Below are 25,816 nucleotides of genomic sequence, written 5' to 3'. Positions count from 1 at the left end.
TGGTTAGCCTTGCCTGCCTTCAAGAAACTCCCAACGCAACTGCATCATCCAGTGCTTGGAGAAGCGGGTCGAATCCGGCAAACGAGATACTATCGATGTTATCGCGAACATAATGCGCTAGCGCGATCTTACCAAAATGTAGGTCTGTATTCATTTTCTTGTTTGATGAAGAAAAGGATTTTCCTTTCAATTCAACAGAAATTACGTCTGCAGGAAGGAAATCCTCGATACAGGTTAATTTTTTGGACGATGTGTGAGGAGTCTTCACTAGCGTAAGGCCGGGTGAAATACGATGCACAGGCTGTGGATCCTCTGAACTGATATTTTTCTTGTACATACCATTTATCTGAGCGATTACATCCTTTCCACCAGAGTCATTGTCGATAACTATAATGACTGGTTGTTTCCTGAGGTTCATGTTGAAATGTGATCGCTTGGCATTGAGCAAGTATAAGAACCTCTTGATATTTCCAGAGCCTCCGGTCAATCCGATTACATCGGCAGCGGTCTTATCAAATCTAAAAAAGCTGATTTTGGGCTTTTCGCCATTTTCTTTAGATGACTTGATTTTCGGGAGATTGAGTGTACTCTTTGCTATTGCGGACTTCAGGTAATAGATGTCCGATGGGCCTTCCGTGAGAACTGTTGGAACATCATTCCCAATAAAATATTTGTACAAATAAAATAGCTGAAGCGTGTTCCGGAACTGCGTTGGTGCGTCTTGCTTGTCGTGCGTGGTTCGTGGGTCACGACGCTCTCTGAGGTAGTGGATATACGACAAACGTCCCTCAAGAGATTTGATTGGGTCTTTGACGATATCTGGCGACTGAGCGTCATCTTTTGGGCAATTGTCGGCAAAGCTTCCCGTAAAATGTGGAATCGTCACTTTGCCGGTCCGAAATAGGTGGTGGCACATAGCACGAGTATTTAGATAATATTCTCTGGTGACGTTAGGATGACTGTTAACCACTAAGCCGGTTACCATTTGGCGACTTCCGGTGATGCTCATCCTGGTTTTAGTGTTGTTCAGTGGAAGTGAGGATCGGGCAAATATGTCGCAAATCTCAGGAGCGAGTGCCCAACCGTGTGCGCCGGCATCGGGAACTGCAACATCGCTAGGGAAATCGGGCATATTTGTTGATATCGTGATGTCATCGGCATACCGCGAGTAAGCGCACTTCCGCGCGCGTAGGAAGCGTGTCAGCCGGCGGTCTAGAAACCTCGTCATGAGATTAGCAACGTGAGGAGAGGTTGGGGCGCCTTGCGGAAGCTTGTCGTCATGGCACACGATCTGTGCGATGACCGTTGCAACAGCTGGATGTAGCCGAAATTCTTCATTCTTGATGAAGAAGCCTCTGACTCGACCGAAATTAAACTGATCGAAGTAGTTTTCTAAATCTATATTTAGAACGAACAGGCGCTTTTGGTGAACTCTTGCGTTGTAGTAAATATTTGTGCCTCGCCGAAACCCATGATCCAGATTGGGCTGGCGGATTCCTGCTGCGTAGAGGTCGTCCTCGTAAGCGTAAAGTATATCAAGAGATTTCGCTGTATCCATTTAAGTTTTGGGCGCGATGAGAGAATCGTCCGCGTCTTTCCATTCTTTTTGCTGATGCAAAATGGAGTGTACCGTTCTTCCGGTGGGATCTTGTAAAGAGTGAATGCAAGCTCCTTTGCTGAAACGCCTAGCAAATCTGCTAGTCCATTTCTCGTGCTGCACTCTCTCAAATCTTCCAGCATGTGGGCCGTGAATACTCTTATGCGATAACGTGATTGGCGCAAATGACCAATAACGGATCATTATTATGCATGATGCATGGTAGCAAGCGGTGTACGCGTACTTCTCAAACGCTGAGATGCTCAGCGAAAAAATCTATTCACGGCCCTTAGCGGCCAACTTACGGACAGCGGTGCCCCTGTCAATTGGATCGTTGTAAGAGGCAGGCGAGGGGCCCCCTACCCCTCCACCCCCAACTGCCAAAGCACGAACGCCATCTCGTCGGCATACTCCCGCAAACTCTCCCACCGCCCGGACTTGCCGCCATGGCCGGCGCCCATATTGGTCTTGAGCAGCAGGATGTTGTCGTCGGTCTTGGTCGCGCGCAGGCGGGCGGCCCATTTGGCGGGCTCCCAATAGGTCACGCGCGGGTCGTTGAGGCCGCCCGAGATCAGCATCGGCGGATAGGCTTGTGCGCGCACATTGTCGTACGGGCTGTAGCTGCGGATCAGCTCGAACGCCGCCTTGTCCTCAATGGGGTTGCCCCATTCGGGCCACTCGCCGGGGGTGAGCGGCAGGCTCTCGTCGAGCATGGTGTTGAGCACGTCGACGAAGGGCACGTCGGCGATCACCGCGCCCCACAGCTCGGGATCGGAATTGACCACCGCGCCCATCAGCTCGCCGCCCGCCGATCGGCCGGCGATGGCGATCCGGCCCGGCGCGGTATAGCCGAGGGCGATCAGCCCCTTCGCCACGTCGACGAAATCATTGAACGTGTTGGTGCGCTTCTCCAGCTTGCCCTCGTGATACCAGTGCTGGCCGAGATCGTCGCCGCCGCGGATATGGGCGATGGCGAAGGCCATGCCGCGATCGAGGAACGACATGCGGCTGGTCGAGAAGCCCGGCGGGATGGCGTGACCATAGGCGCCGTACGCATAGAGATAGAGCTTGCCGGTGCCGTCGCGCGGGAAGTCGTGTGGGTAGACGATCGAGACGGGGACGGCGGTGCCGTCGCGCGCGGTGATGGTCAGGCGCTCGGTGCGATACTTGCTGCCGTCATAGCCGCTGGGGATTTCCTGGACCTTCAGCGTCTCCAGCGTGCCCGTCGCGACATCGTAATCCTGGACGGTGCCGGGGGTGACCATCGATTCATAGCCGAGCCGCAGCTTGGTGACGGCGTACTCCGGGTTGTCGCCCAGGCCCGCGACATAGCTCGCCTCGGGGAACTGCAGGCGTGTCGGGGGCACGCTCGCGTCGTAGCGGTGCAGCTCGATCTGATCGAGCCCGTCCTCGCGGCCCTCGACGATGAAGAAATCGGCGAAGCAGGTGACGCCGGTCATGTAGAAATGGCGCGAGGGGGCGATGCGCTCGGTCCATTCGGATGGCGCGGTGACGGGCGCGGTAACGAGGCGCCAGTTGGTGTCGGTATCGTTGGTGTGGATGAACAGCGTGCCGTCATGCTCGTCCACGTCATATTCGCGGCCGGGCTTGCGCGGGGCGACGCAGATCGGCGCGGCGGCCGGGTTGTCGGCGGGGAGCAGCCAGACCTCGCTGGTCACATGGTCGCCGGTGGCGATGGTCAGCCATTTGCGCGACGAGGTCTCGCCGACCGCGACGCGGTAGCCTTCGTCGGCCTCGCGGAACAGCTCCACATCGTTCTCGACCGGCTCGCCCAGCTTGTGCCAGCGGGCATTGTCGGTACGCCAGTTCTCGTTGGCGAGGCCGTATAGGAAGCCCTTGGAGTCCGAAGTCCAGACAATCTCGGAGAGCATGCCGGAGATGGTGTCTGGGAGAAGTTCGCCGGTGGTGAGGTCCTTCACCCGGACTTCGAACCGCTCCGAGCCGTTGTCGTCATAGGCATAGGCGAGCAGCCGGCCGTCGGGACTGACCGAGATCTCGCCGAGGCGGAAATATTCCTTGCCGGCGGCGAGCGGGGTCTCGTCGAGGATCAGCTGGTCCTCGCCGCCCGCGACGGGCTTGCGCCACCAGCGGGCATATTCGGCGCCAACCTCGTGATCGGTCCAGTAGAGCCAGTCGCCGTCCTTCTGGGGGACGCTGGCCTCGTCTTCCTTGATGCGGCCGCGCATCTCCTGGAACAGCGTTTCGGCGAGCGGCTTCAAGGGCGCCATCACCGTGTCGAAATAGCTGTTCTCCTCCGCGAGGTAGGCGAGGACGTCTTTGTCGGTGACGTCGGGGTAGCCGGGGTCGCGGATCCACGCCCAGGGATCCTCGATGGTGATGCCGTGGCGGGTGAAGCTGTGCGGGCGGGTGGCGGCGACGGGCGGCTTGGGGAAATCGGTCATGGAGACGTTGTAGGAAGCCGGGGCGCGGGTGCAATCCCCGGCTTCGCTTCAACGCAAGGACAGCGCGGCCTTGATGTCGTCCCAGGCGACGAGCTTGAAGTTCTGCGCGGCGGGCGGGTTGATGCCGTCCTGCGCCACGAACAGCCCGCCGGGGAAGCCGGGGCCGAAATCGCCGGTGATCAGCTCGATGCCGTCGGTTTGCTCGGTGCTGCCGAAGCTGCCGGCGGCGATGCGGAAGCGGCCGACATAGGCATCGTCGGCAAGGCGATAGACCGCATAAGCATTGTCGCCCTGGCTCGAGACCAGCAGATAGCCGCCATTGCCCGGCCCCTCCGCGGCGATCGCGAGGCCTTCGGCATCGGCAACGATCTGCTTGCCGTCGGCGGCGGCGACACGGGTGGGCTGGGTGTTGCCGTCCGGCCGCGCATCGAAGCGCCACAGGCCGACATCTTCCTCCGCCACATAGAGCCGGTGGGTGCGATCGTCGACGACGCAGCCTTCGGACTGGGTGCCGAGCTTCATCGTGCGGACGATCCGGCCGGGCGTGGCGCCGCTGCTCAGATCGACCTGGGTGATCGTGCCGTCCTTGAGCACGTTGAACGCGTAGAGCTTCTCGCCGGCGCGGTAGAGGCACACGCCGTACGCTTCGCCCGCACCCGCGGCGAAGGTGCCGGACCAGGCGAGCGTGGCGGTGGCGGGGTCGAGGCGGAACACATCGACCTTCGCCTGCAGCTTGTCGTTGCGATCGCTCGCGGCGACGATGATGCCGGGGGCGCCCATGTCGCGCAGGTCGACATTGTTGACGCGGCCGGCGTCGAGGAAGGAGCGCTGCCTGCCGCTCAGGTCGTAGACGTACAGCCCGGCCTGCTTGTCGGTGCCGACGATCAGGCTCGCCGCCGGATCGGCCGGGTTGCGCCAGATCGCGGGATCGTCGGCTGCATCGGCATTGGCGGTGCGCACCGCCTGCGCCTCGCCCCGCGCCGTTACCTGGGCGGTGGGGAGGGGCGAGAAGGCAGGGCGCGGCTCGGTGCGGGCGCAGCCGGCGGTGGCGAGCGCCACCAGGCCGGCCAGTGCCAGGGCAGGAGCCGCGCGCATCAGAAGTTCACCCGGATGCCGGCGGCGTAGCGGCGGCCGAAGCGTTCCCACTCGATGGTCTGCGACTTGATCGTCGGGCTGGGCGTGCCGGTGGCGGTGAGCAGATTGCCCGGCTCGGCATAGCGGCGGCCCGGCTGGTTCAGCACGTTCTGCACGTCGGCATAGATCTCGAAGCGCTTGGTGATCGCATAGCGCGCCGAGATGTCCATCTCCTCGTCCGCCGCCCAATAGGTGTCGCCGGCGTCGGTCAATTCGTCGGCGACCGTGTCGAGCCAGTCGCTGCGGCGCTGGTACTGGACGCGGAGCGACAGGCCGTATTTCTCGTAATAGCCGCCGATGTTGTAGATCAGGTCCGAGGTGCCGGGCAGGCGCACCTTGCGCGCCGGGATTTTGACGCTGGGGAGCCCGGGCTTGGTGACCTTGCTGTCGTTGAGCGTGACGTTGGCGGAGATGCCGAAGCCGCCCATCCAGTCCGGCAGGCCGAGCGATCCGGTCCAAGGCTCGAGCTGCAGCTGCGCCGCCGCCTCGGCGCCGAAGATGCGCCCGTTGCCGCCATTGGTGATGCCGGTAAAGACGTAGGAGGAGCGATCGATGCCGTTGCTGTCCAGCGCGTTGGAGCCGAAGGTGCGCGACTGGCGATACAGCACGTCCTCCACGCGCTTGTAGAACAGGCCGGCCATCAGATAGCCCTGCGGCCGGACATACCATTCGAAATAGCCGTCGACGCCGTACGCGCGCTCGGGCTTCACCGCCGGGTTGCCGCCCGAGATCACCTGGTTGGTATCGTTGATCACCACGTTGGGGCGCATCTGATCGTAATCGGCGCGCGCGGCGCCCGAGTTGAACGACAGGCGCAGCTTCTTGGTGTCGTCGACATTGTAGTTGATGTGCAGGCTCGGGAAGGCGAGCGTCTGGCTTGAGCTTGCCGTGACCGGCCCGGGGACGGTGCCGAGCGTGGCGATCGCCTTGCCGCGATTCTCCAGTCGCTCGACCCGCACGCCGCCAAGGATCGAGCCCCAGTCGTAGCGCAGCGTGCCCATCACATAGCCGGCGTAGACGCGCTCGCGCACATTGTAGTTGTTGGTGGTGTTGGGGGTGAAGGCAAACCGTCCGCGCGCGGCGTCGGCGACGTTCCGCATCTTGTCCGTATCGAAATAGCGGAAGGTGTAATCCATCGGAATCTTGCCGGCAAACGGGTCATTCAGCGAGAAATCGGCATAGTTACCCGACAAGCCGATCGCAGCGAGATTTGCGGGATTGTTTTTCAGGTCGACCAGGATCTGCTTTTCGTCCGCCACCTTGGTGCGCTGGTCGAACTGGAAGCCCGCCTTCAGCACCGCGTCGCTGCCCAGGAAGCGCGTCTCGCGCGACAGCACGACGCGGCCGGTATAGGCCTTGGTGGTGTCGATCGCGTCGAGCACGGTCAGCGACGAGGCCGGCTTGGTAAAGCTGTCGATCGCGACGACGCGGGTTCCGGCCGAATAGCGGGTCGGGCCGCTGAGCTGGAGCGTGTTGAACAGCAGCAGGCGCGAGCGGTTGGGATCGCTGAAATCATAGCCGACCGTGGGACGCAGCGTCCGCGTATCGGGGCTGTCCCACGCAATCTCGCCGACAACCGAGCGATCGTCCTTCGATTCGGTGTAGTTGCCCACCCAGGAGAGGTGCCAGCCCGGCGCAAAATCATGCTCGCCGACGATGCTGTTGGTGAAGATCGACTGGCGATAGGCGCGCAGCGTCGAGCGCTGGCGGATGTCGATGCCGTAGATCGTGCCGCGCTGGGGCGTGTTGCCGATGCAGACATCCGCATAGCCCGAATTGGTCGGCGTCGGGTTCACGTCCCGAGCGCAGTCCGCGGTGCCCTTCCCCAGCTCCTTCTCGGAGTCGTCGAGGTCGAAGCGGTAATTGTCGCGCGCCTCGTCATCCTTGAAGATCGTGTAGATCGACCGCAGCGAGATCGTGTTGCGATCGTCCGGCTTGTAATCGACCCGCGCCGAGGCCGACCAGTTGCGGCGGGTGAGGCGGTAGAGCTTGTTCTCGGCTTCCGCGGCCCAGAAGCGGGTAGCGTTGCCGGGGCGCTGGTCCCCGGGGACGCGCTCGTAATCGGTCTCGAAATTGTCGGTGATCATGCCGCGCTGGAAATAGCTGCCGGAAAGCAGCACGCCGACTTCGCCTTCGCCGACCTTGAAGCGATCCGATGCGACGGCCGAGACTTCATATTGCTTGCGCTCGCCCAGCTCGGCGATGCCATAGCCTGCCTTGCCCGCGAAATGTGCGCCGCTGTAGTCGAAGGCCGAGCGGGTGACGACGTTGACGTTGCCGGCGACGGTTTCGCCGGTCATGTCCGGCGTGACCGCCTTGGAGACGATGATCTGCGAGGCAATCGCCGAAGGGATCGAATCGAAACGCGCGTCGCGGCCTTCCGGGCTGACGACGGTGATTCCGTCGAACGACAGCGTAGTCCAATAGTTCGGCGCCCCGCGCAGCGAGATATAGCGGGCCTGGCCCTGATCGCGCTCGACCGCGATGCCGGGGAGACGGCTGGCAGCCTGGGCGATGTTCTGGTCGGGCAAGCGGCCGACGCCGTCCGCGGCCGCCACGGTAACCAGCGAATCCGACGCGCGTTGGATGCGCAGCGCGAGCGATTCTGATTCGGCGATCGGCCGTGCGCCAGTGACGACGATCTCGCCCGGCACGCCGTCCTGCGATTCGGCGGTGGGCGCGGTCTGCGCGGCAGCAGCGGTGGCGAGGATGCACGCCAGCATGCTCGCGCCGGACGCGAGGATCAACTTCGATTGCGATGTCATGAAAGCCCCCTGATTCAGCTCTGTTTGATGAGGCCGATAGGGGGGAACGCAGTCAGTTCGGTTGCGTTTGGGTAACGAATTTATGACAGTGACGCCGCCTTGTCTCGTTGGGAGACGTGCAGGCGGGGCGGTGCCGGCAGCCCCGTGGTACGGGGCTGCCGGTGTCCGATCAGGCGCGGGTGCCGGTGATCGGGAAGCTGCCGAAGGCGCCCGCGGTAACGGTGCCGTCGAGGCTGTCGCCGTTCACGGTCGCTTCGCAGGTGAGCGTCATCGGCATCGGCACGGAGATGTCGAGCGACCAGCTGAGCGTGTCACCGTTCACCTTGCCGTCCTTGATTTCCGTTTGGCCCATTGCGCCGTTGAAGCTGCCGGTGAAGCTGTCACCGTTGCTGGTGACGGTGAGCGTCGCCTGCTGATCGCCCAGCGGCGACTTGGTCACGGTGTTCCAGCTGCCATCCACATTCGCCATTTGGATCTCTCCTACTTGGTTGCCGGCGGGGCCTTCCCCGCCAGAGAACTCGCGCTGATCACCTCGACAGGGAGGCCGAGGCTGTCAAGCTGCGGGCGGACCTTGGCGGCGTCGCCCACAACCACCCAAACGAAGCGATCGACGTCGAGTGCCCCGCGTGCCGCAGCGTCAAGTTCGGCCGCGGTCATGCCGCGATATTTTTGCGCGATGCTGTCGTAGTAATTATCGGGGCGGTGGCGGATGTCGTTCTGCTGCATCGCGCCGAGCACCGCATTGGCCGTTTCGAATCGCCCGGCCAGTTCACGGGTGCTGCCGGTGATCTCGCGCGCGAGTTCGGCCGGGGTGATGCCGCTGGTGGTGAGGAAGCCGCGCACGTCGTCGCGGATCGACCGAATCGAATCACCCGTGCGGTCAGCCTGCACGGGCGCGTTCACTGCATAGGGCACGGCGTGCTCCAGCCAGTTGAACCCGCCGCTGGCGCCATAGGACCAGTGGCGCGCCTCGCGCAGATCCATGTTGATGCGCGAGAGGAAGCCGCCGCCCAGCACCTGGTTGGCGGTGATCGGGACGAGCAGATCGCCGGCCGGATCAAGCGGCGTCATCTGCGCGGCGACGATCAGCGACTGGGGCGAGTTGGGCCGGTCCACCAGCACGATGCGCGGGCTGGCCTGTTGCGGCTTCGCGGCGAACGCCTTCACGCCGGCTGCGCCTTCGCCCTTCCAGTCGCCGAAGCGCGCGTCGAGCGCTGCCTTCACCTGCGCCAGCGGCAGGTCGCTGACGACGAACACCTTCGCCTTGTCCGGCCGGATCCAGGCGCGGTGGAAGGCGATCAGTTCGTCGCGCGACAGCTTGGCGATCACGGCCGGATCGCCCGAGCCGTTGGCGAGCTTCGCATAGGGGCTGTCGCTGCCGTAGAGCAGGCCCGGCAGCGCCCGACCGGCGAGACCGTTCGGACTGCTCAGCTCGAACTGGATCGCAGTGAGCGTGGTGGCGCGCAGCCGCTCGACCTCGGCGGGTGCGAAGGCGGGGCGCCGCACGATATCGGCGAACAGCTCGACGCCGCCGCCGAGATTGGCGCTGGGCACGCCCAGGCTGAGATAGGTTCGATCGGCCGAACCGCCGCTGTCGATCTCCGCGCCCAGCCGCTCCTTGGCCTCGGCGATGGCAATCGAGTTCCGGCTGGTGGTGCCTTCGTCCATCAGCGACAGCGTGAGGTTCTGGGTTCCCGGCTTGCCGTCCGGATCGGCAGTGACGCCGGCATCGAAGCTGAGCACCATGCGCGTCACTGGCACCGCGGTCTGGCGGGCGTAGATCAGCTCCACGCCGTTCGCGAGGCGGGTGCGCTCGACGGTTGGGAAGCGGATGTCGCGGATCGGCCCGACGTCCGGCAGCGGACCGCGATCGCCCTTGGGGATCGCTTCCTCGGCGGCGGGCTTGGCAGGCGCGACGGCGGCGGCTTCCTGATAGGCCTCGCGGTCGCCAGGTTCGACGCGGATGGTGAAGGCCGGGCGGGTGAGCCACTTGGCGGCAGCGGCGCGCGCCTTGGCGGGCGTCATCCGCGCGACTTCCTCCAGCCGCTTGCGGAAGAAGCCGGGATCGTTGGAATAGAGCAGGCCCTCGGCCAGCGTCGCGGCCTGCGCGCGGGTCGACTGCAGGCCCTTGATCGTGGCCGAGACGTTGGTGGTGGCGACGCGCTGCACTTCGTCGGCGGTCGGGCCCTTGGCGATCAGATCGGCAAGGATTGCATCCATCCGCTTGTCGACCGCCGCGGGGTCGACGCCGGGCTTCAGCGTCACGCCGATGGTGAAGGTGCCGGCCTGCGAGAAGGTCTCGGCATAGGCATAGGCGCTCACCGCCAGCTTCTCCTCACGGACAAGCGCATTGGCAAGCCGCGAGCTGGCGAGGCCGCCCAGCACCTGGCCGAACACGTCGAGTGCTGCGGCATCGGGATCGTTGAGGCCGGGGATCGCCCAGTTGCGCGTGATCTGGATGGCAGGCACGCGGTCCTTGAGTACCACCGTCTTGGCCGATGGCAGCGTCGGGATGGTGACCTTGGGGAGCGCGCTCTGGGGTCCGCGCGCGATGCGGCCGAAATATTTCTCGACCATCGGCCGCGCCTCGGCAGCGTCGATGTCCCCCGAGAGTGAGAGGACGGCGTTGTTGGGGCCGTAATGGTCGCGGAACCAGCCCTTCACATCGTCGACGCTCGCGCGGTCGAGATCGGCCATCGAGCCGATCACCGAATGGCCATAGGGGCCGTCGCCGAACAGGCCTTCGACCAGCGTGTATTCGACCAGGCCGTAGGGTTGGTTGTCGCCCTGGCGTTTCTCGTTCTGGACGACGCCGCGCTGCTCGTCGAGCACGGCCTGCGTGATAGCGGGGGTGAGCCAGCCCATCCGGTCGCTCTCGAGGAACAGCGCGCGTTCGAGCGCGGGCTTGGGCACCGTCTCGAAATAATTGGTGCGATCGTAATAGGTGGTGCCGTTGAGATCGGTCGCGCCGACCTGCTTCAATGGCTCGAAGAAATCGCCGGGGGCGTTCTGCGAGCCGTTGAACATCAGATGCTCGAACAGATGCGCGAAGCCGGTGCGACCGGCTGGCTCGTGCTTCGAGCCGACATCGTACCAGACCGACAGCGCGACCACGGGCGCCTTGCGATCGGTATGCACGATCACGCGCAGTCCGTTGGCGAGGGTGAACTGCTCATAGGGCAGCTTCACCTGATCGACGAGCGTCGACAGCGGCGCGGGCGCGGTGGCGGCGGGCGCCTGCTGCGCGAAAGCGGGCAGGGCAGGCGCGGCAAACGCGATCAGGGCAGTGGTGCAGAGCAGGCGCATGGACGGCATCGAAGCGAAATCCCCCGGGATGGTTGCGGGCGACACCATAGCTACGCGGACGGGCGCGGCAAGCGATGGCTCGACCGCAGGAATTACCCTCGGCTGACGGCCGAAAATCCATCCGAACCGTGTTTTTTCTGGGGTGCTGTTCGCTGGGTGTGGCCGGCAGGCCGGGTTCTACCGCACCGTGCTGGGGGCTCATAATCGCGAGATGCTGCGGCTGGTTCGCCGGAAACGCGGACAGGTCAGCGGAAGACACCCCCTGCCTGGGACATCCCCGCTCCTCACACCATCTTCCACCGCGCCGCCTTTGGCGCTAGCACCCGGCGATGGATACTCCCAAGCTCGCCATCCCCCGTTCGCTGTTCGTCTATGCCATCCTCTATGGCGGCATGGTCTGCATGGCGGGCGTGCTGGGGGTGAAGCAGGTCGCGCTCGGGCCGCTGGCGGTGGAGGCGGGGATTTTCGCCTTCCTGCTGCTCGTGGTGTTGTCTAGTGCCGTCGCCGAGCTGCACGGCCAGGCGATCGCCACCGGGCTGGTGCGGCTGGGATTCGTGCCGCTGCTGATGTCCGCCGCGCTGATCCAGCTGGTGCTGATCCTGCCGACCGATCCGGGCATGTACCCGCCTGCGGTCGCCGCCTTCCCGATCGTGGTCGGGCAGGGGATGCGGATGATGCTCGCCGGGTTCATCTCCTACGGCACGTCGCAGACGCTCAACGTGTTCATCTTCAACAAGCTGCGCGGGCGCGAAGGGCCGGGCGGGCTCGTCTGGTTCCGCGGCATGGTGGCGAGCGTGGTGTCGCAGATCGTCGATACCGTGTTGTTCATCAGCATCTCCTTCCTCGGCGAGCGGCCGATCCTGGAGCTGATGGCGGGGCAGATGCTCACCAAGGTGGTGCTGTCGATCGCGCTCGTGCCGTTCCTGATCACCGGCGCGGTCGCGCTCGGACGCGCACTCGATGGACGTAAGGCCTGAGCGGCTCTAAAGGGCCGCGGATGACCGACCACGCACCCCATCCGGCGCTGCTCGCCAAGGCCGAGACCCTCACCGAGGCGCTGCCCTATCTGCAGCGTTATGCCGGCGCCACCTTCGTCGTGAAATATGGCGGCCACGCCATGGGCGATCCCGAGCTGGCGCGCGACTTCGCGGAAGACGTGGTGTTATTGAAGGCGGTGGGGATCAACCCGATCGTCGTCCATGGCGGCGGCCCGCAGATCGGGCGGATGCTCAAGCGGCTTGGCGTCGAATCGACCTTTGTCGGGGGGCTGCGCGTCACCGACAAGGCGACCGCCGAGATCGCCGAGATGGTCCTGGCCGGATCGATCAACAAGGAAATCGTCGCCTGGATCGCGGCGGCCGGCGGCAAGGCGGTGGGCATTTCGGGCAAGGATGCGGGCCTCGTCCGCGCCGAGAAGGTCCAGCGCACCGAGGCTGATCCCCTGCAGGGTATCGAGCGGCATGTCGACCTCGGCTTTGTCGGCGAGCCGGTGGCGGTCGACATCTCCATCCTCCAGTCGCTCGCGGCCTCGGGCTTCATCCCGGTAGTGTCGCCGATCGCGCTGGGTGCGGACGGGCATACCTACAACATCAACGCCGATACCATGGCCGGCGCGATCGCGGGTGCCTGCGGCGCCAAGCGCTTCTTCCTGCTGACCGACGTGCCTGGCGTGCTGAGCAAGACCGGCGACCTGCTCACCGATCTCGATGCGGCGCGGGTCCAGGCGCTGAAGGACGACGGCACGATTTCGGGCGGCATGATCCCCAAGGTGGAAACCTGCGTGAACGCGGTGGCGGCGGGCGTCGATGCGGCGGTGATCCTCGACGGGCGCATCCCGCACGGCATGCTGCTGGAAATCTTTACCCGCCAGGGCGTGGGCACGCTCGTCCACAGCTGATTGTTCGGCGCGCGTTTCATCCTATATCGCACCTGAAACGGTGTCCCGGAGAGTGAATTGACCCAGATTGGCCTGATGCTGCTGCAGATCGTGCAGGTGCTGCTCAACATCGTCTGGTGGATCATCGTGATCCAGGCGGTGATGTCGTGGCTGATCCAGTTCAACGTCATCAACACGCACAGCGATTTCGTCCGTGCGGTGTGGAACGCGCTGTACCGGATGACCGAGCCGCTCTACCGCCCCTTCCGGCGCATCCTGCCGGACTTCGGCGCGCTGGATCTCTCGCCTTTGGTCGTGCTGCTGATCCTCTACATCCTGCAGAACATCGTGATCCCGCGGATCGCGATCATGATCGCCGGCGCCGCGTTCTGAGCCGTGCCCGCCTGGCGGCCTAGCGCCACTGGAATCGAGATCGCGGTGCGCGTGACCCCGCGGGCGTCGCGCGACGCGTTGGCGGCGGGGACCGAGGAGCATTTTGCCGCCCGGCTCGCCGCGCCGCCGGTGGAGGGTGCTGCCAATGCCGCGCTGGTGCCGCTGGTCGCCAAGGCGTTCGGCGTGGCCAAGCGCGACGTGACGCTGATCGCGGGCGAAACATCGCGGCTCAAGCGGCTTTCCGTCGCCGGCGACGCTACGGCGCTGGAACAAATCGCCCGCAGCCTCTATGGCGAGGGGCATGACGGCTGAGATCATCGACGGCAAGGCATTTGCCGCGGGCCTGCGCGCCCGCATCGCGACCCTGGTTCCTGCATTCGAAGCGGCGGCGGGGCGCGTGCCCGGCCTCGCCGTGGTACTGGTGGGCGAGGACCCGGCTTCCGCCGTCTATGTCCGCTCCAAGGGCAAGCAGACGCGCGAGGCCGGCATGGCGAGCTTCGAGCATCGTCTGCCCGCTGATACGACGCAAGAAGCGCTGCTGGCGCTTGTCGACCAGCTCAATGCCGATGCGTCGGTGGACGGCATCCTCGTTCAGTTGCCCCTGCCCAAGCATATCGACGAGCAGGAAGTGCTGCTGCGCATCTCGCCCGACAAGGATGTCGACGGCTTCCATCCGGTCAACGCGGGCCGGCTGGCAACGGGCCTGGAGGGCTTCGTGCCCTGCACTCCGCTCGGCTGCCTGATGCTGCTGCAGGACAAGCTGGGCAGCCTGTCCGGCCTTGACGCGGTGGTGATCGGCCGGTCGAACATCGTCGGCAAGCCGATGGCGGCGCTGCTCACCAAGGCGAGCGCGACGGTGACCGTGGCGCATTCGCGCACCCGCAACCTGCCGCATTATCTTCGCCACGCCGACATCGTCGTCGCCGCGGTGGGCATCCCCCACTTCGTCAAGGGCGAGTGGCTCAAGCCCGGCGCGACGGTGATCGACGTCGGCATCAACCGCACCGACAATGGCCTGGTCGGCGATGTCGACTTCGATAGCGCGGCGAGCGTCGCGGGCGCGATCACGCCGGTGCCGGGCGGCGTCGGCCCGATGACCATCGCCTGCCTGCTCCGCAACACGCTGGTCGCCGCGCATCGCAATGCGGGGGTACCGCTCGAGGCAGACGCGATTTGATCGAGCTGTTCGTCTCGTCCTTCGTCACCTTCTTCGTCATCATCGACCCGCCCGGCTGCGCGCCGATCTTCGCGGGGCTGACGGCGGGGACCAATGCCGTGCATCGCCGCGCGATGGCGGTGCGCGCGGTGATGGTCGCCTCGATCATCCTGCTCGGCTTCGCGCTGTTCGGCGAGGCGCTGCTCCATGCCTTGGGGATCAGCCTCAACGCTTTCCGCATCGCCGGCGGCATCATGCTGTTCCTGATCGCGCTCGAAATGGTGTTCGAGAAGCGCACCGAACGCCGCGAGGACCGCGCCGAGAAGGTGAAGGCCGAGGATCCGGTCGACATCTCGATCTTCCCGATGGCGATGCCGATGATCGCCGGGCCGGGTTCGATCGCCTCGGTGATGCTGCTGATGGCGCAGAGCAAGGGGCTGGAGCAGTCGCTGGTGGTGCTGGCGGCGATGCTGGCGGTGCTGCTGCTGTGCGTGCTCGCGCTGCTCGCGGCGGGGCCGATCATGCGGATCGTCGGCGCGCGGATCGAGGCGGTGGTGTCGCGGCTGCTCGGTGTACTGCTCGCGGCGCTGGCGGTGCAGTTCGTGATCGACGGAATCCGCGCGGCGCTGGCGGCGGGGTAGGGCCTGGACGCATCCAACTGCCAGCTGCCGGGCGCCCGGGTGCCCCGGCTGGACGGTCGATCGGCGCTTCAGAAGCGTCGAAGTTTGAACGTGCCGCTGAAGGTGCAGGACCGGCCGTGATCGTCCAAGCACCCATCTTCAGCGGTCGTGATGCGGTTGCCGCGCCGCGTGAGTGTCATGCCGCACTGATGACCGGTAGCCTGGTCAGGGAGGCCGCGATAGCGGATCACGTCGTCTTTCGGCGTCGCCTCGAAGGCGATGCTGCCGCTGCAGTCCGGGCTGCCTACGATGATGTCGACATGGACCCGTCCGCCAGCGCGCGCCTGAATCGTCATCGATCCGCTGCCACCCTCTACCTTCCCCTCATATTTGCCTACGAACGGGCTGCCCGTCGTGCCGGGCGCCGCGGCGTGCTGCGGCGCATCTCGCTTCGCGGCTGTTCTCGCTTCCTGAGGCCCTTTTCGGTCCCGGTGGGTGCTGTCGGCCGGTGCAGCCGCGCTTTCGTTCAAGAGGATTGCTCCTGATAGCAGCAGCAGACCAGTAGCGGCCGATAGGAGCGCGACCGAAGATTTTCGGGGCGTCTGGATTTCCGCGCGCTGCGGTTCGCGTGTGTTGATGCCGTCCGGATGGTTCAATGCTGCTTCCTTCAGGCCCTGACGGCTTGGCCGTCGTTCCAGGTTGTTGAAAGCGCCCATTAATCGTCCCACCGGGCGCTGAGGAGAGCACCGGCGCGAATTATTTACGCGGAACGACGTCCGCGTTTTCCCAAGGTCCGAACGGCGTGGGATCGCGGGGATTGGCGGGAGCCAACCACGGGCTGCAGCATTTGTGCAGCGCGGCATCTGCGCCGCGCCCAGCGAAGGACTGCACCGTCATGCGCCTGCCCCTCCTGAAGCCCGACCAGCTCTCCGACGAACAGAAGCCGCTCTACGACGACATGAAGCGCGGCATTTCCTCCAACTTCAACGCCTTCGTCGCGGTCGGCGAAGACGGCAGCCTGATGGGGCCGTGGAACCCCTGGCTGCACGAGCCCCGCATCGGCGGCGCGATCTGGGAGCTGACCAAGGCGATGTCGATGGAAGCGACGCTGCCCGATCCGGCGCGGCAGATCGCGATCCTCGTCACCGGCGCGCATTTCAATGCGGCGTACGAGATCTACGCGCATGTCGCGGTGGCGGAGACCGAGAAGATGTCGCCCGCGCGCATCTCGGCGATCTGTGCGGGGCTCAAGCCCGCGGATCTCGACGAGCAGGAGAATGTCGCCTTCGACGTCGCCTATGCGCTGGTAAAGGGCGGGGTGCTGCCCGAGCCGTGCTACCGCCTCGCGGTCGATACCTTCGGCCAGCACGGCGCGAACGAACTGATCTATCTGGTCGGGCTGTACAGCCTCGTCTCGGTGACGCTCAACGGCTTCAACGTGCCGGTGCCCGAGCGGGAGTAGGGGCTTCCCTCCGTCACCATCATCCTTCCGGCGCTGACGCGCCTCCCTCCCTCTCCCGCAGGCGGGAGAGGGAAAGGGGGAACGGCTCAGCCGCCCATCGATCCGCCCACATAGCCGCCGCGGTGCCCGCCGCCGCCGCGACGACCGCTGCCCTCACCGCCACCGCTGCGGCCACCGCGGCGCTTCATCGCGCCGGTGCGGAGCTCGGGCAGCTCCTCCTTGGTGATCTTGCCGTCATGGTTGGTGTCGAGCAGGTCGAAGCGGCGCTTCGCCGCGCCCATGAACTCGATCGCGCTCACGCCGCCGTTGAGGCTCGAATCCGCTGCCGTCACCGGCTCGGGGCTGCCCAGATAGTTGAAGCGGGCAAGGCCGCTCAGCACGCGGGTGGAGCCGATCTCGGCGGCCTTTACCTGGCCGTCGTCGCCCATGGTGGGCCCGCCCATTTCAAACCCGCCGCCGCGCGCCTCGGGGGCGAGCACGGTCTCGTAATATTCGATGTCGGCGGGATCGATTTCGCCGTCACCCTTGCGATCGAGGACCTTGAACCAGCGCATCGCATCGTCGCGGAACTCGTCGAGGGTCAGCGCGCCGTCATGATCGGCATCGGCCCCGTCGAACCAGGCGTCCTGCGGCGCCTTGCCATCCGGGGTGCCGCGGAACGGCTCGCCCATCGGGCTGACGAACAGGCCGCGCGGGCGGCCGCCCGGCCCGCCGGGGCCTCCCGATCCGCCCGGCGGCGGTGGGCCGTCCTGCGCCTGCGCGCCGCTCGCCAGCACCAGCAACAGCCCGGCCAAACCCAGCATCCGCATCCTCTTGCCCTCCACCTGGAAATCGATTCTCCCGCTAGCTAGCGATTGTCGCGAAAATGTGCCCGAAAATTTCGGCTTGGGCGCGCAGGGCGGATTGTGGCAGCAGGCGGCGCATGACCGGCGCTGCCCCCATTACTCCCGATACCGAACATCGCGGCCTTGTCGGCCTGCTGCCGCGCGGCTGGCGGCCCTATGCGCTGCTCGCCCGGTTCGATCGTCCGATCGGCTGGTGGCTGCTGTTCCTGCCTTGCGCCTGGGGGGCGCTGCTTTCCGGGCTGCCCGATGGGGCGTGGTGGCGGATCGGCGCGATGCTGCTCGGCGCGATCGCGATGCGCGGCGCGGGCTGCGTCTACAACGATATCGTCGATCGCGACCTGGATGCGAAAGTCGAGCGGACCCGCAGCCGGCCGCTCCCCAGCGGCGCGGTTTCCGTGCGCGCGGCCTGGACGTGGCTGGCGGTGCTGCTGGCGATCGGCTTCGGGGTGTGGCTGGCCATGCCGCTGCCGGCCAAGCTCTGGTCGCTGGCCACGCTGCCGGTGGTCGCCGCCTATCCGTTCATGAAGCGCATCACCTGGTGGCCGCAGGCGTTCCTGGGCATCGTGTTCGGATCGGGCGCGGTGGTCGGCTTCGTCGCCGGCGATCCGGCGGCGGCGTTCGCCAGCCGGCAGGGGGCGCAGTGGTGGCTCTATGCCGGCACCATCCTGTGGGTGATCGGCTATGACACGATCTACGCGCTGCAGGATGTGGAGGATGACGCGATCGTCGGCGTCCGCTCGTCGGCGCGGCGAATGGGCACGCAGGTCCGCTTCGGGGTGGGGCTGCTCTATCTCGGTGCGCTGGGGCTATGGGCGGCGGCGGTGTGGACCGTGCGTCCCGATCCGCTGGCGCTGCTGGCGCTGCTGCCGGTGGCGGTGCATTTCGTCTGGCAGCTCGCCACCCTCAAGCCTGCCGACGGCGCCAATGCGCTGCGTCGCTTCCGTGCCAATCGCGACGCGGGATTGCTGATGCTCGCGGCGTGCGCGGTGGTGGGAATGTCCGGACTTTGATTTTACGCCCCCGCCTCCTAAGTCGCGGGGATGCTGAACAACGAATCCGCCCTGGAGCGCGCCGCCGACGCGGTGGCGCGTGCCCGCCGTGCGGGGGCCGACGCCGCCGATGCCGTCTTCTCCGCCGACCGCTCGCTTTCGGTCTCCCTCCGGATGGGGGCGCTGGAGGATGTCGAGCGCTCCGAGGCCGAAGAACTCGACCTTCGCGTATTCGTCGGCAAGCGCTCGGCCAGCGTCTCGACCAGCGACCTGAGCAGCGACGCGATCGCCACGCTGGTGGAGCGCGTGATCGCGATGGCGCGGGAGGCGCCGGAGGACCAATGGGCGGGGCTGGCCCCCGAGGACCGGCTGATGCAGGGGCTCCCGCCGCAGCTCGATCTCGATGACGGCGCAGAGGTGGAGCCCGCCGCGCTCAAGGCGCGTGCTCTCGCCGCCGAGGAGGCCGCGCGCGCCGTGCCGGGGGTAACCAACAGCGAAGGCGCGGGCGCGGGTGCAAGCCGCGTCCAGCTGGCGCTGGTGACCAGCCATGGCTTCAGCGGCGCCTATGCACAGTCGAGTCACGGCATCTCCGCCAGCGTGCTCGCGGGCAGCGGCGGCGCGATGGAGCGCGACTATGCGCACCACGCCGCGCGCCACGTGGCCCAGCTCGACCCCGCCGAGGCGGTCGGCCGGCTGGCCGGCGAGCGGGCGGTGGCGCGGCTGAACCCCCGCAAGATCCCCAGCGGCGCGATGCCGGTGGTGTTCGATCGGCGCGTTTCCTCGGGGCTGCTCGGCCACCTGATGGGGGCAATTTCGGGCGCGGCGATCACCCGCAAGACCAGCTTCCTGCTCGACGCGCTGGGCACCCAGGTGTTCGCGCCGGGCGTGACGATCTGGGACGATCCGCACCGCCCGCGCGGCATCCGCTCGCGCCCGTTCGACGGCGAAGGGCTGCCGGTCAGCCGCATGCAGATCGTGCGCGAGGGGATGCTGGAGACCTGGCTGCTCGAAAGCGCCGCCGCCCGGCAGCTTGGGCTCGAGCCGACCGGTCATGCGACGCGCGGCGGTGGCGGGGCGCCCGGCGTGTCGCCGAGCAATCTCTATATGGCAGCGGGCCATGTGCCGGTAGAGACGCTGATCGGCGAGATCGACCATGGCCTGTACGTGTTCGAGCTGATCGGCCAGGGCGTCAACGGGGTGACCGGCGACTATAGCCGGGGTGCCGCGGGCTTCCTGATCGAGAAGGGCGAACTCACCGTGCCTGTCTCCGAAGTGACGATCGCGAGCAACCTCAAGGATATGTTCCTCGCGCTCACGCCGGCGAGCGACCTTGAGTTCCGCTATGGCATCAACGCGCCGACGCTCCGCATCGACGGGATGACGATCGCCGGTGCCTGAGCTCGCCGCCGAGATCGCGGCGATCGCCGCCGAGGCGGGCCGGCACGCGATGGCGCGCTGGCAGAGCGATTTCGCGCGCTGGGAAAAGGCGCCGGGCAACCCGGTCTGCGCGGTGGACCTGGAGGTGGATGCGCTGCTCCGCGAGCGACTGGGGGCGCTGCTGCCCGAGGCCGGCTGGCTCTCCGAGGAGACGGTGGACAATGCCGATCGGCTTGCGCTCAACCGGCTCTGGGTGGTCGACCCGATCGACGGCACGCGGGACTATCTGCGCGGGCGGCCCGGCTGGGCAGTCTCGATCGCGCTGGTGGAGCATGGCCAGCCGGTGATCGGCGTGCTCGACGCGCCGGCGCGGGGTGAGGTTTGGACGGCTCGGGCCGGTGCGGGGGCGTGGCGGAACGGCGTGGCCTTGCGGGCAGCCGAGCGCGTGGACTTGCCCGGTGCGCGGGTGCCGGCGGACCAGCTCCCCAAGGTGGACCGCGACCTGGTGACGGTGCCCAAGCCCAATTCGATCGCGCTCCGCATCGCGATGATCGCCGCCGGCGAGGCCGATCTCGTCGCGACGCTGCGCTGGGGGCATGAATGGGACATTGCGGCTGCCGTGCTGCTCGCCCGCGAGGCAGGCGCCGCGGTTACCGACGCGCTGGGCCAGAAGCTGGCGTTCAACACGCCAGCGGGTGAGGCATATGGGGTGCTGGCGACGACGCAGGGCATCCACGCGGCGGCAGTGGCGCGGCTGGCGGACCGGGTGGAGCCGGGGAAGCGCTAGGCCCCACGGCCGCCGACGGCGCGGCGCGGCGCGATTTGACGCATGCCGGTCGCAACTATGCTGAATCAAGTCTTCATCCGGCCGGACCCTTGCGGCGCCCGGCGTCTATAAGACGTACAGCACTTCCCTGTTTCCGGATGCGCGCGGCCATGCCCGCCTGCGCCCGGGCTGGGCTGCGTCGGGGAAAGGACACGCTGCGCGCGCGCCATGTCCATCGGATCAAAGGACTGCTGCATGATACCCAAGATTCTGCACTTCATCTGGGTGGGTGACGAAACCAAGCGGCCGGACAATTGCATCGATACCTGGCGCACCCGCAATCCCGGCTGGGAGATCATGATCTGGGGCAATGAGTCGCTGCAGCAGCGCGGCTGGATCAACGGTCGCCACATGAGCGAAATGTCCGCGCGCGAGCTGAACGGCGTGGCAGACATGATGCGCTGGGAGATCGTGTACGAGCATGGCGGCTTCGTCGTCGACGCGGACAGCGTGTGCGTGCGGCCGCTCGACGATCATCTGCTCGATTGCGAGGCCTTTGCCTGCTGGGAAAGCGAAATGGCGCGGCCCGGACTGATCGCGGCGGGCTATTTCGCCGCGCAGCCGAAGAACCCGTTCGTCGCGCAGATCATCGGCGACATCTACAACGAAACCACGGTGGTCGATCGGATGGCGTGGGAAAGCGTCGGCCCGAAGCGGCTCACCGACTCCTATCGCGAATATCGCTATCACGGCCTGCGGATCTACCCGAGCCACTATTTCATCCCCGAGCACTTCTCCGGCGTGAAATATGAAGGGCCGGGCCCGGTCTATGCCGACCAGCTCTGGGGCAGCACGCTCGACATCTATGACGAGCTGCATCAGCAAGTCGTAGCGGACGCAGCGCCCGCGTCGGCACCGGCCCCGGCCCCGGTCGAGCGCGCGAAACCCGCGCCGGTCGCCGCCGTGCGCCCCGCCCCGGCTGCCGCCGCAGAGAGCGTGCCCGGCGCGCGCACCACTTTCCACCGGATCTGGTTTGGCACCCGGCCGATCCCGGCCGCCTACGAAGCCTATTGGCAGGCCTGGCAGCGCCAATATCCGGACAGCGACTTCCGCACCTGGACCGATCGCGATCTCGACACGCTAACGCTGTCGCGCCCGGCGCTCGATCGCTTCGCCAGCCATGTCTCGCGTGCCGATCTCGCGCGCTACGAGATCCTCTACACGCATGGCGGCATCTATCTCGATTGCGACATCATGCCTTACGCGCATTTTGTGCCGGAGGAGATGTGCCGCGAGCTCACCGTCTGCAACGAAACCGACGCTACCGAATATTGCTCCATCGGCTTTATCGGCACGCCGGCGGGCCACCCGATCTTCCGCGACCTGATCGACCATATCCTCGCCGCCGAGCCCGATGAATCGCGCCCCAACGTGACGACCGGTCCCTGGCTGTTCGGCAAATATCTGGCCAAGCACGCGCATCGTCGCCTGCCGCCGGAAAGCTTCTACCCCTATCTGTACGATGCCCCGCTGTCCTCGATCCGGCGCAAGGACCTCGGCAACACGCTGGGGATCCATGTCTGGGGCGGGGCCTGGCTCCCGCCCGAGCTAAAGAAGAGCAAGGCGCTCGATCTGCTCGGCAAGGGCGACCTGGTCGATGCCGGCGGCATCCTGGAGGGGTTCGAGGACAAATGGGCCGCGGATCTCCAGCTCGTGCTGAAGGTCATTGCCGAAGGGCGCACCATGGCTGCCGAGGCGGCGCAGTTCCTCAGTAGCAGCCTGACGGTCGCGCCGGCGGACCGCCCGGCGTTCGCGTTCGACAAGATCGTCCACTGGCTGCTCGAGCAGAACCCCGACCGCATGGTGTGGCAGATCGGCGCGGCAGACGGCGTGCTGGTCGATCCGCTGCGGTCGGCGCTGGTGAACTACGATCCGCCCGCGCTGCTGCTGGAGCCGAACCCCTATATGTTCGACATGCTGGCGCGCGGCTATGCGAACAACCGTAACGCCGTACCGGTGCAGCGTGCCTATAGCATCGACGGGCAGCCGCTGGTGCTCAACGCGATCAATCCGGACAAGGCGGCGGCAGCAGGCCTGCCGCGCTGGGTGCTCGGCATTTCCTCGGTCTATGACGACAAGAACGCGATCGGCGGCCTGACCATCGACGCGGAGACGACGCGCCGCATCGGTACCTGCATCGAACGCATCACTGTGCAGGTGATCGGCTTCGATGCGCTGGCGGCACAGGCGGAAGGCCGGACCCCCGAGATCCTGGTGATCGACGCCGAGGGCATGGACAAGGTGATCATCGACGATGTGCTGAACCATGGCTGCCGCCCGGCGGTGATCCATTTCGAGGTCCAGTGCATGGACCCCGCCGAAAGCACGGCGCTGACCGAGCGGCTGGGGAACGACTATGTGCTGTTCGCCTTCGGCAACGACGTGACGGCCTATCGCACCGATATCTTCCTCGATTATGCCAAGTGGATCTACATCCACAACGGCCTGCCGACGATCTTCGCCTCGGCGCTGCCGATCGTGGCGGGGCTGGTGCAGTAGGACGGCGGGGCTGCGCCCGTGCGTTGGCGCAGTTCCCATGCTAAGGGGCCCCAATGTCGAAATCCCTGAGCACCAGCGGTGCCATCGATCTGGATGGCGTGACCTATGATTGGCGTCTGCAGCGCGAGCCCCATCTGTCGGACGACGAGGGCTGGAAGGGGATGACCATCGCGGTCGCCCAGCGCGATGCCAAACGCGAGGCCTGGCTGGAATTCCCGGCCCCCAAGCGGCTGCTGAAGGGGCTTCCTCGCGGCCGTCTCCAGCTCGACGATGCGACGATCACGCGCTGCGTCCGATCCGCGCTGTCGGCGGGCTGGGATCTCCTGTCGCGAGGCAAGCCCGAGGTTTTCGTCGTCGATTCGGAGGGGAATTAAGCCTCCTCGGCGCGGGTGACGCGGTTTAGCCGCGCTTCACCCGCGTGACATGCCCCATCTTGCGGCCTGGCCGGGCCTGGCCCTTGCCGTAGAGGTGGAGATGGGTGCCCGGCTCGGCGAGCAGTTCGGGCCAGCGGTCGGCTTCGTCGCCGATCAGGTTTTCCATTTCCACATGGCTGCCGGTCAGCGCGGTCGAGCCCAGGGGCAAGCCGCAGATCGCGCGGACATGATTCTCGAACTGCGAGGTCTCGGCGCCCTCGATCGTCCAGTGGCCGCTATTGTGGACGCGCGGTGCCATTTCGTTGAACACCGGGCCCGCATCGGTCGCGAAGAACTCGCAGGTCAGCACGCCGATATGGCCCAGCGCCTCGGCGACTCGGCCGGAAAGCGCTGCCGCCTCGGTCCAGTGGCGGGCGATCTCGGCGGGAGCGGGCAGGGTGGAGCGGGCGAGGATGCCGTCCTTGTGCTCGTTCCAGGGCGGCGGATAGCTGGCCAGCGTACCGTCGAGCCCGCGCACGGTGATGATCGAGAATTCGTGGCTGAAGGTGACGAAGCCTTCGAGGATCGCCGGGCGCTCGCCGATCGCCGCCCAGGCCGCCTCTGCTTCGGAGGCGTCGTGCAGGCGCACCTGGCCCTTGCCGTCATAGCCGAGCCGCAGCGTCTTCAGGATCGACGGCGCGCCGATGCGGGCGATCGCGGCGTGCAGCTCGTCGCGGGTGGTGACCAGCGCCCAGGGCGCGGTGCGGCCGCCCAGCGCCGCGACGAACGACTTCTCGTTGGCGCGGTCCTGCGCGATCTCCAGGCTCTTGGCGCCGGGGCGGACGGGCACCTTGCTCGCGAGGTGCGCGACCGGCGCGAGCGCGACATTCTCGAACTCGTAGGTGATCACGTCGGCGTGGCTCGCCAGTTCGTCGAGCACGATATGGCTGTGATAATCGGCGCGGGTGAAGCTGGAGGCGGTCTGCGCGGCGATGCTTTCCTCGTCGGGGGCGAGGACATGGGTGCGATAGCCGAGATTGGCGGCCGCAACCGCGATCATCCGGCCGAGCTGGCCGCCGCCGAGGATGCCGATGGTCGAGCCGGGGGGGAGGATGTCGCTCATGCCGGGTCCTCCGCCACGCTTTCGGTCTGCGCGGTGCGCCAGGCGATCAGCCGCTCGGTGAGCGCCGGATCGGCGGTGGCGAGGATCGCGGCGGCGAGCAGCGCGGCGTTCTTGGCGCCGGCCTTGCCGATCGCCAGCGTACCTACGGGGATGCCGCCGGGCATCTGGACGATCGAATAGAGGCTATCGAGGCCCTTCATCGTCTTCGATTCGACCGGCACGCCCAGCACCGGCAGATGCGTCATCGCCGCTGCCATGCCGGGCAGGTGCGCCGCGCCGCCGGCGCCGGCGATGATCACCTTCAGGCCGCGATCCGCGGCACCTGTCGCATAATCATAGAGCCGCTGGGGCGTGCGATGGGCCGAGACGACCTTGGTCTCGTGCGGAACCCCGAGCTCGGCGAGGATGTCGGCCGCGTGGCGCATCGTCTCCCAATCGGAGGTGCTGCCCATGATGATGCCGATAAGAGGTGCGTGCGCCATTGCCTGCCCGACCGTGGAATGGAAGCGGGGTGTTAGTCAGGCAGGGCCCTCAGGGCAATGGGTCACGAATCGAGTTCGAGCAGTTCCTGGCGGACATGGATCGCCTTGAGCGACATCCGTACCTCGACGAGGAAATAGAGCAGGCCGGCGATCAGCAGCAGCATCGAGATGATGAACGCCACCGCCACCCAGATCCCGACATGCAGATTGGCCAGCCGCGACACGAACATCAGCGCCACGACCATGCAGATGGCGAGCGCGCTGGCGGTGCAGAGGAAGATCGCATTGTTGATCACGGAAATCCGGCGATCGATGATCCGCAGCTCCCAGACGTGCCGGTCATGCTCGGGGCCGCTGGAGCGGGGGTGCAGTTCCTCGATGTTTCGCGCACGATCGACGATGCGGGCGAGGCGCCCCACCATCGTGTTAAGGAACGCGCCGATACCAGCGAGCAGGAACACCGGCGCGATCGCAGCCTGGATCGTTTCCGAGACGGTGGAGAGATAGGGACCTTCCATGCGTGCTCCTTATGCAAGGGGTAATGCGCGCGGCGCAAGCATGGGCTGCACCGTATGGTAAGGGGTAATGGC

General features: G+C 66.0%; 23 protein-coding genes. 12 read left to right on the top strand and 11 right to left on the bottom strand.

Features of this window, described 5'->3' with window-relative positions; genetic code table 11:
• Positions 1-19: 19 nt before the first annotated feature.
• The 6 genes from V7E00_RS13820 to V7E00_RS13795 all read right to left on the bottom strand — a co-directional run bounded on the left by V7E00_RS13820 (position 20) and on the right by V7E00_RS13795 (position 11,234).
• Positions 20-1,558, bottom strand: coding sequence for a retron Ec67 family RNA-directed DNA polymerase/endonuclease (locus V7E00_RS13820; RefSeq protein WP_333573215.1), 1,539 nt, complete (start codon positions 1,556-1,558; stop codon positions 20-22).
• Positions 1,559-1,956: 398 nt separating this feature from the next.
• Positions 1,957-4,020: a S9 family peptidase gene (locus tag V7E00_RS13815; protein WP_333573214.1), complete on the bottom strand. Its 2,064-nt coding sequence runs from the start codon at positions 4,018-4,020 to the stop codon at positions 1,957-1,959.
• 48 nt (positions 4,021-4,068) lie between these two features.
• A complete protein-coding gene (locus tag V7E00_RS13810; protein ID WP_333573213.1) occupies positions 4,069-5,115 on the bottom strand; it encodes a phytase in 1,047 nt (348 codons plus the stop codon).
• Entirely contained in the window at positions 5,115-7,919 is a 2,805-nt protein-coding gene (locus V7E00_RS13805) for a TonB-dependent receptor (protein ID WP_333573212.1), read from the bottom strand. Before V7E00_RS13805 ends, V7E00_RS13810 begins: the two co-directional genes overlap by 1 nt.
• A gap of 169 nt (positions 7,920-8,088) precedes the next feature.
• Positions 8,089-8,388: a hypothetical protein gene (locus tag V7E00_RS13800; RefSeq protein ID WP_294255203.1), complete on the bottom strand. Its 300-nt coding sequence runs from the start codon at positions 8,386-8,388 to the stop codon at positions 8,089-8,091.
• A gap of 11 nt (positions 8,389-8,399) precedes the next feature.
• Positions 8,400-11,234: a M16 family metallopeptidase gene (locus tag V7E00_RS13795; RefSeq protein WP_333573211.1), complete on the bottom strand. Its 2,835-nt coding sequence runs from the start codon at positions 11,232-11,234 to the stop codon at positions 8,400-8,402.
• Positions 11,235-11,554: 320 nt separating this feature from the next.
• Here V7E00_RS13795 and V7E00_RS13790 point away from each other — a divergent pair, with 320 nt between their 5' ends.
• The 6 genes from V7E00_RS13790 to V7E00_RS13765 all read left to right on the top strand — a co-directional run bounded on the left by V7E00_RS13790 (position 11,555) and on the right by V7E00_RS13765 (position 15,291).
• On the top strand, positions 11,555-12,202 hold the full coding sequence (locus V7E00_RS13790; RefSeq protein ID WP_333573210.1) for a queuosine precursor transporter: 648 nt from the start codon (positions 11,555-11,557) through the stop codon (positions 12,200-12,202).
• 20 nt (positions 12,203-12,222) lie between these two features.
• A complete protein-coding gene (gene argB, locus V7E00_RS13785) occupies positions 12,223-13,122 on the top strand; it encodes an acetylglutamate kinase (RefSeq protein ID WP_264606588.1) in 900 nt (299 codons plus the stop codon).
• A gap of 75 nt (positions 13,123-13,197) precedes the next feature.
• Positions 13,198-13,494 (top strand): YggT family protein, encoded by a 297-nt coding sequence (locus V7E00_RS13780; protein WP_333573867.1) that lies wholly within the window; start codon positions 13,198-13,200, stop codon positions 13,492-13,494.
• A 3-nt stretch (positions 13,495-13,497) separates the two neighbouring features.
• Positions 13,498-13,806, top strand: coding sequence for a DUF167 domain-containing protein (locus tag V7E00_RS13775; RefSeq protein ID WP_333573209.1), 309 nt, complete (start codon positions 13,498-13,500; stop codon positions 13,804-13,806).
• Complete coding sequence (gene folD / locus V7E00_RS13770) at positions 13,796-14,671, top strand: bifunctional methylenetetrahydrofolate dehydrogenase/methenyltetrahydrofolate cyclohydrolase FolD (RefSeq protein WP_333573208.1); 876 nt, start codon at positions 13,796-13,798, stop codon at positions 14,669-14,671. Before V7E00_RS13775 ends, folD begins: the two co-directional genes overlap by 11 nt.
• Complete coding sequence (locus V7E00_RS13765) at positions 14,668-15,291, top strand: MarC family protein (RefSeq protein ID WP_333573207.1); 624 nt, start codon at positions 14,668-14,670, stop codon at positions 15,289-15,291. Before folD ends, V7E00_RS13765 begins: the two co-directional genes overlap by 4 nt.
• 68 nt (positions 15,292-15,359) lie before the next feature.
• Here V7E00_RS13765 and V7E00_RS13760 read toward each other — a convergent pair whose 3' ends face one another.
• Positions 15,360-15,986, bottom strand: coding sequence for a hypothetical protein (locus V7E00_RS13760; protein WP_333573206.1), 627 nt, complete (start codon positions 15,984-15,986; stop codon positions 15,360-15,362).
• Positions 15,987-16,165: 179 nt separating this feature from the next.
• Here V7E00_RS13760 and V7E00_RS13755 point away from each other — a divergent pair, with 179 nt between their 5' ends.
• Positions 16,166-16,732, top strand: coding sequence for a carboxymuconolactone decarboxylase family protein (locus V7E00_RS13755; protein ID WP_333573205.1), 567 nt, complete (start codon positions 16,166-16,168; stop codon positions 16,730-16,732).
• An 86-nt stretch (positions 16,733-16,818) separates the two neighbouring features.
• Here V7E00_RS13755 and V7E00_RS13750 read toward each other — a convergent pair whose 3' ends face one another.
• Positions 16,819-17,535 (bottom strand): EF-hand domain-containing protein, encoded by a 717-nt coding sequence (locus tag V7E00_RS13750; protein WP_333573204.1) that lies wholly within the window; start codon positions 17,533-17,535, stop codon positions 16,819-16,821.
• A 119-nt stretch (positions 17,536-17,654) separates the two neighbouring features.
• On the opposite strand from V7E00_RS13750, the gene ubiA reads away from it, so the two are divergent.
• The 5 genes from ubiA to V7E00_RS13725 all read left to right on the top strand — a co-directional run bounded on the left by ubiA (position 17,655) and on the right by V7E00_RS13725 (position 23,642).
• On the top strand, positions 17,655-18,587 hold the full coding sequence (ubiA, locus tag V7E00_RS13745; RefSeq protein ID WP_333573203.1) for a 4-hydroxybenzoate octaprenyltransferase: 933 nt from the start codon (positions 17,655-17,657) through the stop codon (positions 18,585-18,587).
• Positions 18,588-18,617: 30 nt separating this feature from the next.
• Positions 18,618-19,964 (top strand): TldD/PmbA family protein, encoded by a 1,347-nt coding sequence (locus tag V7E00_RS13740; protein ID WP_333573202.1) that lies wholly within the window; start codon positions 18,618-18,620, stop codon positions 19,962-19,964.
• Positions 19,957-20,730, top strand: coding sequence for a 3'(2'),5'-bisphosphate nucleotidase CysQ (locus V7E00_RS13735; RefSeq protein ID WP_333573201.1), 774 nt, complete (start codon positions 19,957-19,959; stop codon positions 20,728-20,730). Before V7E00_RS13740 ends, V7E00_RS13735 begins: the two co-directional genes overlap by 8 nt.
• A 234-nt stretch (positions 20,731-20,964) precedes the next feature.
• A complete protein-coding gene (locus V7E00_RS13730; RefSeq protein ID WP_333573200.1) occupies positions 20,965-23,268 on the top strand; it encodes a glycosyltransferase in 2,304 nt (767 codons plus the stop codon).
• Between the two features lie 53 nt (positions 23,269-23,321).
• A complete protein-coding gene (locus tag V7E00_RS13725) occupies positions 23,322-23,642 on the top strand; it encodes a hypothetical protein (RefSeq protein ID WP_333573199.1) in 321 nt (106 codons plus the stop codon).
• 25 nt (positions 23,643-23,667) lie between these two features.
• On the opposite strand, the gene V7E00_RS13720 is transcribed toward V7E00_RS13725, so the two are convergent.
• From V7E00_RS13720 to V7E00_RS13710, 3 genes are all read right to left on the bottom strand, one after another.
• The gene (locus V7E00_RS13720; protein WP_333573198.1) at positions 23,668-24,744 is read right to left on the bottom strand and encodes a 5-(carboxyamino)imidazole ribonucleotide synthase; all 1,077 of its coding nucleotides are present in this window, start codon (positions 24,742-24,744) and stop codon (positions 23,668-23,670) included.
• Entirely contained in the window at positions 24,741-25,226 is a 486-nt protein-coding gene (gene purE / locus V7E00_RS13715; protein WP_333573197.1) for a 5-(carboxyamino)imidazole ribonucleotide mutase, read from the bottom strand. The genes V7E00_RS13720 and purE overlap by 4 nt, the downstream gene beginning before the upstream one ends.
• Positions 25,227-25,288: 62 nt before the next feature.
• On the bottom strand, positions 25,289-25,744 hold the full coding sequence (locus tag V7E00_RS13710; protein WP_333573196.1) for a DUF2721 domain-containing protein: 456 nt from the start codon (positions 25,742-25,744) through the stop codon (positions 25,289-25,291).
• Positions 25,745-25,816 lie beyond the last annotated feature (72 nt).

Origin of the sequence: Sphingomonas sp. (assembly GCF_036731925.1) — a bacterium.
In the GTDB taxonomy this organism is placed as follows: Bacteria; Pseudomonadota; Alphaproteobacteria; order Sphingomonadales; family Sphingomonadaceae; genus Sphingomonas.
The sequence above is the reverse complement of the archived record's forward strand: the minus strand, read 5'-3'. Positions and strand labels throughout refer to the sequence as shown.